Source organism: Streptococcus azizii (assembly GCF_001984715.1).
GTDB lineage: Bacteria > Bacillota > Bacilli > Lactobacillales > Streptococcaceae > Streptococcus > Streptococcus azizii.
Genome location: NZ_MSPR01000010.1, coordinates 83,969 through 94,158, shown reverse-complemented (window position 1 = coordinate 94,158; position 10,190 = coordinate 83,969). Strand labels below are relative to the sequence as shown.

10 protein-coding genes are annotated in these 10,190 nt (G+C 41.7%); 4 read left to right on the top strand and 6 right to left on the bottom strand.

The features are described 5' to 3' along the window. Positions 1–207: 207 nt before the first annotated feature. Genes BVE84_RS06255 through BVE84_RS06230 form a run of 6 tightly spaced genes read right to left on the bottom strand, consistent with a single transcriptional unit; the run spans position 208 to position 6,550 of the window. On the bottom strand, positions 208–750 hold the full coding sequence (locus BVE84_RS06255) for a hypothetical protein (RefSeq protein WP_076996204.1): 543 nt from the start codon (positions 748–750) through the stop codon (positions 208–210). Between the two features lie 5 nt (positions 751–755). Further along, positions 756–1,304, bottom strand: a complete 549-nt coding sequence (locus tag BVE84_RS06250; protein ID WP_076996203.1) for a hypothetical protein — start codon at positions 1,302–1,304, stop codon at positions 756–758. 5 nt (positions 1,305–1,309) lie between these two features. Then, positions 1,310–1,843 (bottom strand): hypothetical protein, encoded by a 534-nt coding sequence (locus BVE84_RS06245; RefSeq protein WP_076996202.1) that lies wholly within the window; start codon positions 1,841–1,843, stop codon positions 1,310–1,312. 4 nt (positions 1,844–1,847) lie between these two features. Next, positions 1,848–2,381 (bottom strand): hypothetical protein, encoded by a 534-nt coding sequence (locus BVE84_RS06240; protein ID WP_076996201.1) that lies wholly within the window; start codon positions 2,379–2,381, stop codon positions 1,848–1,850. A 5-nt stretch (positions 2,382–2,386) separates the two neighbouring features. Further along, positions 2,387–2,935 (bottom strand): hypothetical protein, encoded by a 549-nt coding sequence (locus BVE84_RS06235; protein WP_076996200.1) that lies wholly within the window; start codon positions 2,933–2,935, stop codon positions 2,387–2,389. Between the two features lie 6 nt (positions 2,936–2,941). Further along, entirely contained in the window at positions 2,942–6,550 is a 3,609-nt protein-coding gene (locus tag BVE84_RS06230; protein WP_076996199.1) for a GbpC/Spa domain-containing protein, read from the bottom strand. A gap of 277 nt (positions 6,551–6,827) precedes the next feature. Here BVE84_RS06230 and truB point away from each other — a divergent pair, with 277 nt between their 5' ends. The 4 genes from truB (at position 6,828) to BVE84_RS06210 (ending at position 10,190) form a co-directional block, all read left to right on the top strand. Further along, positions 6,828–7,709, top strand: a complete 882-nt coding sequence (gene truB / locus BVE84_RS06225) for a tRNA pseudouridine(55) synthase TruB (RefSeq protein ID WP_076996198.1) — start codon at positions 6,828–6,830, stop codon at positions 7,707–7,709. 35 nt (positions 7,710–7,744) lie between these two features. Then, a complete protein-coding gene (locus BVE84_RS06220) occupies positions 7,745–8,683 on the top strand; it encodes a bifunctional riboflavin kinase/FAD synthetase (RefSeq protein ID WP_076996208.1) in 939 nt (312 codons plus the stop codon). After that, positions 8,661–9,410: a potassium channel family protein gene (locus BVE84_RS06215; protein WP_076996197.1), complete on the top strand. Its 750-nt coding sequence runs from the start codon at positions 8,661–8,663 to the stop codon at positions 9,408–9,410. The genes BVE84_RS06220 and BVE84_RS06215 overlap by 23 nt, the downstream gene beginning before the upstream one ends. Positions 9,411–9,782: 372 nt before the next feature. Beyond that, on the top strand, positions 9,783–10,190 hold the full coding sequence (locus tag BVE84_RS06210; protein WP_076996196.1) for a Spx/MgsR family RNA polymerase-binding regulatory protein: 408 nt from the start codon (positions 9,783–9,785) through the stop codon (positions 10,188–10,190).

The following is a 10,190-nucleotide window of genomic DNA, read 5'->3' as shown; positions in this document are numbered from 1 at the left end:
GTAGGTAACCAATCCACGAATATCAGAGTGGCCAATGCCCGAAGCTAAGAACTAGGCTCTTTCTAGATACTTTTCATTTTTTATCAGTTCGATTGTTTTTACTTGACAAAGGGCTTTACATATCAGTTTATCTTTTATTACTTCGTTAACTCACTTTGCCGTACTCTAAGTACAGCCTGCAGCTCGTTGCCTAGTACTAAAAGCAAACTAAAGACTATATTTCTTCAAGAGCTTGTACAACCATAATAAATTGAAGGAACCAGGCTCGTTCTGTGCTTTAATGACAGGTCTAATGGTTTCGTACATCTCATTTTTCAGTTGTTCTTCATTTAATTGAGTTGAATCTAGTATTGTCTGTTCAGCACTGTTAACTCCATATCTTAGATTGAGGTTGTTATCAAAACTATAGCTAAAACCATTTTTATCAAAGTACGTATAACCTCCAGCATGTTCCGAAACAGAGGGATAATGGCCTGTGGTAGAATCATTTTGATTCTCCACAAAATTGATACCATCAAAATCAAAGCGCATATTAGGAATATCTTCATAGTTCAAACTTCTTAGGTTGATGATGGTTGCTTTGATGATATTATCCCTCCTTTCTTTTTCGGAAGTTGCTAACTGCTCTTCATAATAGATGGAATAGGTATTTAGATTTTCCATTGCAAGGATGAACATGAGAATGCTCCCAAATAGGAGGAGGAATAATTTTTTGAAAATCTTTCGTTTCTTTTTGGTCGGTGTAGACATGGGTTTTATTTTCTCCATAGTTTATACAACCACTGCAAATTAAAAATAACGGGTTTTTTCTGAGCCTCAATAATAGGCTTCAATGTGTCATACATTTCGTCTTTTATTGCTTCTTCATCAAATTGTTTCAAATCTAATGACTTGTAATCAGTACCGTAGGCATCAACTAAATGGAGATTGTTATCTAATTCATACGTACCTCCGTTTTTATCTTGATATATATATCCTTCATTACTCGTACTAACTAAAAAACCATTTGATAGATGTGGATAGTAGGTAGTGGAGGAGTCGTTTTGATTCTCAACAAAATTTTGTCCATCAAAATCAAAGCGCATATTGGGAATATCTTTATAGTTCAAACTTTTTAGGTTGGTAACGGTTACCTTGATGATATTATCCCTCCTTTCTTTTTCGGAAGTTGCTAACTGCTCTTCATAATAGATGGAATAGGTATTTAGATTTTCCATTGCAAGGATGAACATCAGAATGCTCCCAAATAGGAGGAGGAATAATTTTTTGAAAATCTTTCGTTTCTTTTTGGTCGGTGTGGGCATGGGGTTTATTTTCTCCATAATTTATACAACCACTGTAAGTTAAAAATAACAGGTTTTTTCTGAGCCTCAATAACAGGTCTTAGCGTATCATACATCACGTCTTTTAGATGTTCTTCATCAAATTGTTTCAAATCCAATGACTTGTAGTCGGGACCATATGCATCAATTAGATGGAGATTACTATCAAATTTATATGCATACTTTTTTTTATCACGATAGAGGTATCCTTTTTTTATAGTACTGGAGATGCTTGGATGACGTTCTGAGTAGGTATCAAGCTGATTCTCTACAAAATTGGCACCATCAAAATCAAAGCGCATATTGGGAATATCTTTATAGTTCAAACTTTTCAGGTTGGTGATGGTTACCTTGATGATATTATCCCTCCTTTCTTTTTCGGAAGTTGCTAACTGCTCTTCATAATAGATGGAATAGGTATTTAGATTTTCCATTGCAAGGATGAATATGAGAATGCTCCCAAATAGGAGGAAGAGTAATTTTCTGAAAATCTTTCGTTTCTTTTTGGTCAGTGTAGGCATGTTCTTATTTCCTCAAGAGCTTGTATAACCATAATAAATTGAAGGAACCAGGCTTGTTCTGTGCTTCAATGACAGGTCTAATGGTTTCGTACATCTCATTTTTCAGTTGTTCTTCATTTAATTGAGTTGAATCTAGTATTGTCTGTTCAGCACTGTTAACTCCATATCTTAGATTGAGATTGTTATCAAAACTATAGCTAAAACCTTTTTTATCAAAGTATGTATAACCTCCAGCATGTTCCGAAACAGAGGGATAATGGCCTGTGGTAGAATCATTTTGATTCTCCACAAAATTGATACCATCAAAATCAAAGCGCATATTAGGAATATCTTCATAGTTTAAACTTCTTAGGTTGATGATGGTTGCTTTGATGATATTATCCCTTCTTTCTGTTTCGGAAGTTGCTAACTGCTCTTCATAATAGATGGAATAGCTTTCTAAATCTCCTGTAACAATAATGAAAATGAAAGAGATTCCGAGCAGGAGGAGGAGTAATTTTTTGAAAATCTTTCGTTTCTTTTTGGTCGGTGTAGGCATGGGGTTTATTTTCTCCATAATTTATATAACCACTGCAAATTAAAGATAACGGGTTTTTTCTGAGCCTCAATAACAGGTCTTAGCGTATCATACATCTCGTCTTTTATTTGTTCTTCATCAAATTGTTTAAATTCTAATGATTTATGATTATTGCTAAAAGCTCCTACTAGCTGTAGATTGTTATTAAATTCATATGTGTAGCCTTGTTTATCTCTATACCTATATCCTATAGCATCAATATGGATTAAAAGACTATATGAGATACTTGGATAGTCTTTAGTGAAAGAACTCTGCTGATTTTCTATAAAATGATATCCATCAAAATCAAAGCGCATATTGGGAATATCTTTGTAGTTCAAACTTTTTAGGTTGGTAACGGTTACCTTTATGATATTATCCCTCCTTTCTTTTTCGGAAGTTGCTAACTGCTCTTCATAATAGATGGAATAGGTGTTTAGATTTTCCATTGCAAGGATGAATATGAGAATGCTCCCAAATAGGAGGAAGAGTAATTTTCTGAAAATCTTTCGTTTCTTTTTGGTCGGTGTAGGCATAGGTACTTATCTTCCTTTCTTTCTAGCGGGTTTGCGGATAGGTCTTTGGGGCGCTTTTGTTCTTTGGATTGGCTTTGGTGCCTTTCGTTGAATCGGTCTCCTTACGGGGCTACTTGTTTGCCTTACAGGGCGAATGATTTTCTGTTGGATAGGAGTAGTCACTTTTCTGAGAGTCCTTTTAACTGGCTGCACCACTCTTTTTTGGATGGTCTTGGCGATTGGCTTGGTCGCTCGTTTGACAGGCTGGACCACCTTCTTTTGAATGGCTTTCGCAATTGGTGTAATCCTTTGTTTAACAGGTTGTATCACCTTTTTCTGAATGGTTTTCGCAAGCGGTCTAACTGCCTGTTTGACAGGCTGTACGATCTTTTTCTGAATGACCTTTCCTATCTGTTTGATACCGGCTTTCACCGGTTGCACCACCTTTTTTTGAAGAGCTGTAGCAATCGGTGCTACGACTTGTTTGATAGGCTGGACAATCTTTTTCTGAATGGCTTGTTTTACAGGTATCAATATGTTCTTAGGATTAAATGTACGGGCTATCAGGGAGAATCGATTAGTGGGCTTGGTGGTCTTTGCCTGAGCTTGCTTACTACCGGTCAAGAAAGGACTAGGCTTTTTATCTGACTTGTGGGCCGGAGCTTTTTCCTCTGGTTTTTGCTGCCCTTGCTTCTTAGAGAATTTTTCCCAGTACTCTTTCATCTTGCCTTTGAATTTATTCCACCCCTCCTTAAACTCTTCCCATTTTTTCTTCATAGGAGATAGTATATGGAATACGGCGATGAGTCCGATTGTAGCAGTACTTAAGAGGGCAGAGGCCTTTAGCAGAAGCTCAGGATTGGGACTGGTCGGGTATTTGATTTTTAATGCTCCTTGATAGAAACCCTCCCTTTTTTTATCTAGGTCAGGGATACTATAATAGCGCTTGATGGCTTCGTTTAAGGGTAGATTTGGGAAAAGGGTATGGATGATAAAGGCATCCTTATCCGTAATCTTATCCTTGTCGTTCATGGTGGTCAGGGTATCGCCCAGCCAGGAATTGGCTTGAAAGAAGATGTCGCTTGGCAGGACACCAAAAGCCATTCCGAAGTTGAGTCCCAGGACGGTCTTTAGGGCTTCCTTTTTGAGGGAGCTTTGGCTGGCAGTGGCGAGAGGAGCAGCAAGGTGGGGGAAATCAATTTTAAAACGATTGAGTTTGTGGATATTCTCCATCAAATCTAACGCATCCTTGTTTTTTGGTGCCTCTCCCACATCGGCCACCTTTGGTTGTAAACCACTGATGCCATAAGTCTGATAAGCAATCCCATTGGCGATATATTGATTGATTTTGGCAAGGTCATTTCCATATTTTGCCCGTGCTTCTTTTTCTAGTTCATCAATAAACTGGAAGAAGAGGTCCTTTTTTTCTCCATAAATGCCCGTATTTTCGGAGAACCAGGAATCTCTCGCTTCTTTCTCCATGAGAGAAGGGCTACCATGGCTAATCGGATTCTTTCTGACAGTAGGACTTGCTGGTGAGGCTTGCCTTGGACTTACAAGGGGATGAGCGTGCTGTCTGGCAGGGGGTGCTGGAGCGATACTTGGATAGTGAACGATAGCTAAATCAGGAATCGAATAATGTCTTGTCCCTATAGGACTATAGCTAGATGGTAGTGCTATTCTGGAGGCTGTAGCTTTCCCTCCTTGTAGTGGAGGGGGACTATACTGTGTTCCATATCGGATGTTGATAGTCGGGTAGATAATCCGTTTGATAAAGATGATGGGGATAGGAGGAAGGCTAGGTTGCTTGACTTCTTTGGGGCGGATTGGTTTTTTAGAAATGATGGTGTGTGTACGGACAGGCTTTACTGGCGGAACTGGCTGTCTGAGAGAACGATAGACCGGAGGAGTGGGTCTAAGAGGGGCTGTTGGCTTTAGGGGGAGGCTAGGAAGAGTTGGCTCCTGAGGTAGGACAGGCGGATGTCCTGGCTTTGAGTTGATGACTCCCTTTGCTTTGATATCTGCATTGACGGAAAACCACTGGCGAGAAGCCTGACGGAAATGCAGTGGGTGATGGGACCGGTTGATATTGTCCTGACTGTAGCGAATGCCAAAGTCAAAGGAAATAGTATTTCCGATTACCCGAGCCACCCCTGCTCCATAGTATTCGTTTGGATGACCGTCATTGTCCCAGTCTCCACGATTGAAGCGTGATCCGTCTGCAATGGTATTATTACTGCCTCGTGCTGCTACATATCCCTCTTCCCCTGTTACAGAAGAACCTGAAATCGGGATAAAGGTCATTCCTTTATGGAGACGGACATATTCCTGTTCTCCAAACTCAAAGGTATTGTTGCGTGAGGCAAAGGACAGGAGGGCAGGAGCGTCTTCTCGAAACTGAACGGCTTCTCCGTTTTCTAAATAGTAAGTCATGGTCTGACGGATATTGAAATCTACCAGCCCTTTATTATGACCAGAAGCACCTGTGTAGATTGTCTTGGTCGGATCGGTATAGATAAAGACAGTAGCTCGGTTGTCATCTGCAAACGTAGACGTCAATTCGTAGGTGTAGACCAGTTGTGCAATTTTCTGACCATCGTAGGAGGTTTGTTCTAAACCGGAGTAGATAACGGTGATGGGCTTTCCTTTTTCCAAAATCAGACCGTATCCGTCTCCAGCTTTTGCGGCTGTAGCAGCACCCACTCCACGAAAGAGGGTTGCAGTGTCGCTGACCGGTAGATCAGCAGCCTTGCCTCCAATGCCACTTAAGGTGTTACCGAACTGATGGGAAGAAGCAATAAATGTAGTCACCCCTTCAAAACTTACCCTAGCATTTGGTTCAGAGCGAGAGATGAGATATTGAGCTGAGACTTGACTGAGATAGCCGTCTGTTTTTGTCTGTTTTTCAGCTTCGGTGACTTCTGTATCATAGGCTTGTTTTGCCTTATCGTATCGCATTTTTTCGATATGATAGTTCTCTACTTTACGCTGATAATCGGCTGCTATCAATGTGGCCTCTTTTTTTACCGCTTCATAGTGAGCTAGACTTTTTTGATAGCGGCTTTGGTCTTTTTCATATTGCTCCTGCTCCTGGTCAAATGTTTCTTGTAGCAAACGATTGGTGGCTTGAGCCTCCTCGTATTCTTTTAGCTCTTTTTTATACCTCTTTTCTTGCTCTTGATAATGGGCTAACTCTGATTGGTACTGTCTTTCTTGGGCCTCATATTGAGCATACTCTAAGGAATCCTTTTGAAAGGTTTCTTGTTCTTTGAGGTAGGCTTGGTAGTGAGGGGCTTCTGTTTGGTAGGCTTGATTAGCAGCTATATATTCTCTAGTGGTCGATTGAATATAGTTTGTCTGAGCCTCTATCTCTTTTTCTGCAACCTCTTTGGACGGGACCTGTTTGTACCCAACTTCAATGACTTCAACCCCTGCTTTTTGAGCATCTTGTATGGCTTGCTGGTGGTCGGTAGTTGAAATGGCTACTGTATTTGGTGGGCTTGTAGCTTCTGGTGTGAGAGCAGGCACAGGCGGTGTTTCTGCTCTGACTTCAGTAGGTGTGGCTAAAATGGAGGTGGCATATAAGGCTATCCCAATAGAAGATAGGTAGTAGGTAGTGTAGGTATTCTTTTTCACTTTGTCTCTCCCCTATAAGTAAAGATATTGACAATTTATTATACTATATAGGAAAACGAATACACCAGTAATATGAACTGCTTATATGGACAGCCAATGACAAATGGAAAGAATCGGGGGAGTAATGTCGTAGAATAGATAGTTTATACTCTTCAAAAATCAAAAGGATACCTTGTCAAGAGTTTCGGTGAGTAAAAAGCCCGGGAGTTTGCTAGGCTCTCGCCAAATGTGCAAAAGAATGCTTACCAAATAGAGGAAAACATGCTATAATAGTTCTATGCTTTCAGGAATTATCAATGTAAAAAAAGAAGCGGGGATGACCTCGCACGATGTGGTGTTTCAGTTGCGCAAGATTTTGCGAGAAAAGAAAATCGGTCATGGAGGGACGCTCGATCCAGATGTGACAGGAGTCTTACCGATTGCGGTGGGAAGAGCGACTCGCCTCGTTGAGTACATGCAGGAAGAAGGGAAAATCTATGAGGGGGAGATCACGCTCGGTTATGCTACTACAACCGAGGACGCCACAGGTGATCTCGTAGAGCGGACTCCCATTCCAAGAACAGTAACAGAAAAAGAGGTAGATGAGGCGATAGAGGGCTTTATCGGAACCATCACGCAGCGACCTCCCATGTATTCAGCGGTTAAGGTCAAGGGGCGGAAACTCTACGAATACGCACGGGCAGGGGAAACTGTTGAGCGACCCCAGCGCCAGGTTGTTATTTACCAATTTGAGCGAACCAGCCCTCTCCTTTTTGAGGGGGAGTGCGCGCGCTTTTCTTTCCGCGTGCGATGTGGCAAGGGAACCTATGTACGAACCTTGTCGGTTGACTTAGGGGCAAGGCTCGGTTTTGCCAGTCATATGTCCAAGCTCGTGCGGACTGGAGCGGCAGGCATGCTACTGAAAGATGCCCTGACAATCGAAGAAATTGCAGCCTTATTTGAAGCAGGAGACAGGTCTTTTCTACAACCGATTGAATATGGAATTGGTGACTTGAAAAAGGTAACACTTAACAAGGAGCAGGTAGTAGAAGTCGTGCATGGACGTTTTGTCATACTAGAGGAGACCAGTGATCTGCTTGCAGCTTTTGAAGAGGGACATCTGATTGCTATTTTGGAAAAAAGAGAGAAGTATTATAAGCCTAGGAAGGTTTTTATCTAGGTCTTTTCAAGGCTTTATGGTACAATGATACAATGATGAAACGGATAAGGATAAACGATTATAGAGACATTAGACCCCAAGGAGAAACCGTATTGGTATTGGGGTATTTTGACGGCATTCATCTGGGACACAAGGCTCTTTTGGATAGGGCGCGTACGATAGCTGATCAGCGTGGTCTGACGGTCACAGTCTTGACCTTTCCTGAATCGCCCCAGCTAGCCTTTGCTCGCTTTCGCCCAGATTTACTTCTTCACTTAAGCAGTGAAGAGCGTCGCTATCAACTTTTTGAGCAGTATGGTGTTGACCAGCTCTACCTAACAGATTTTACGAGTGAATTTGCTGCGACGACCCCTCAGGATTTTATTAAAAACTATATCAAGGGTCTACAAGCCAGTGTGGTCGTGGTTGGGTTTGACTATCATTTTGGTAACAGTCGAGCAACGGTGGCTGAGCTAAGAGAAGGCTTTGATGGAGAAGTGGAAGTAATTGGAGAAGTGACCTTAGATGGTGAGAAAATCTCTTCGACTCGGATTCGTAAGGCTGTTCAAGAAGGACGAGTGAGACAGGCCAATCGATTGTTAGGCTATCCCTTTGAAACAAGGGGCATTGTGGTCCACGGCGATGCGCGTGGACGGACCATAGGCTATCCAACCGCCAATCTAGCCCCCCTCGATGCTGTGCATCTACCAGGAGACGGCGTCTATGTTGCAGATGTGGATATTGCAGGAAGTCGCTACCGTGCTATGGCCAGCGTCGGGAAAAACATTACTTTTGATGGGTCTGAGCTACGCTTAGAGGCCCACATATTTGGCTTTGAACGCTATATCTATGGAGAGACCATCACGATTTACTGGCTCGAAAAAATTCGTGAGATGATTAAATTTGATGGCATTGATGCCCTCATGACACAAATGAAAGAGGACGAGCGTATAGCGCTCACTTGGAAGGCACATGATGAAACAAATCATAAATGACTCGCGCTATGAATTAGCGATGATTTTGATGGCTGTACTCTATGTTTTGCTGATTGTAAGTGAAATGTTAGCACTCATCTCTGCTCAAAGTTTCTTCTATCAGTTTTTTGACATCTTACTATGGGCTATTTTTGTGTTTGATTATACTAGCCATCTATACTATTCTGACAGTAAGAAGCGCTACATTCGGAACAATATCCTTGATTTGGTCGCTATCTTACCCTTTGTCCAGTTGGCTGCTTTTTTCAGAATCGGTCGTATTGCCCGGTTTGCCAAGCTATTTGGCCTATTAAAGTTTACACGCTTACTTGCGGTCTCTAGCAAGCTCTGGGATGTCTTGCGCAAACTGATGAATACAAACGGTCTTTCTAAAATCTTGGTTCTCAATTTTGTGGCGGTCATAGTAGCAAGTGGCGTTCTCACGGTTGTAGAGAAGCAGTCCTTTTTAAACTCTCTGTGGTGGTCCATTGTAACCATGACAACGGTCGGATATGGCGATATTGTGCCACAGACGGCACTTGCCAAAATCATTGCCATTGTCCTCATGCTGATCGGTATTTTGACTTTCGGGATGGTGACAGCCATCATCACGCGCTTCTTTGTCGATAGCGAACGGGATGCCAAGATGGATGAGCTGATGGTCAAAATTGAAGAACAAACGCTCCTGTTGCAGCGCTTAGAGGCAAAGATCGCGGCTATATCAGACAAGGAGCAGGGTGACAGATAGGACTCTCAATTTTGTGGTATAGTCGTTTAGTTCATCTTTTATAAAAAAGTGGTCGTTAGAAACTCTGTTTCCCCATTTCCAACCTTGCCCACTTCGCTCTCAAATTTTTAGGCTCAGGCTGAAACAGTTCACCGAACTGTTTCACTCTCCCAGATGATTGGAACTGCTACGATTGTTACTGACTATCGTCAGTATGATTTCCAACCTTCAACAGTCCTTAGACTGTTGAGGCAACCTGCAGCTCGTTGCCTAGTACAAAAAGCAAACCAAAAGACTATAGTTGGGAGATAATCGGATTTTATCTTGTAAAACGCTATTTTCTAGTGTATAATAGATAGTATAAGTTGCAGATTGAGATAGAAAGGTATGCTTATGATTACACTATTTTTGTCACCAAGTTGTACTAGCTGTCGTAAAGCTAGGGCATGGCTAACCAATCATCAGGTACCTTTTTCAGAACATAACATCATGACCAGTCCTTTGACGAAAGAAGAGTTGAAAAATATTTTAGCCTTTACCGAAAATGGCACAGATGATTTGATTTCAACACGTTCAAAGGTCTTTCAAAAGCTCAAGGTTGATGTTGAGGAACTGTCGGTTTCAGAATTGATCGACTTGATTGCGACCTATCCGAGTTTGCTACGCCGTCCGATTATCTTAGATGAAAAACGATTGCAGATCGGCTTTAACGAAGATGAAATCCGTGCCTTTTTACCGCGGAAATATCGCAAGCAGGAATTAAAAAATGCCACATTAAAAGCAGAGATAGGACAAGGATAG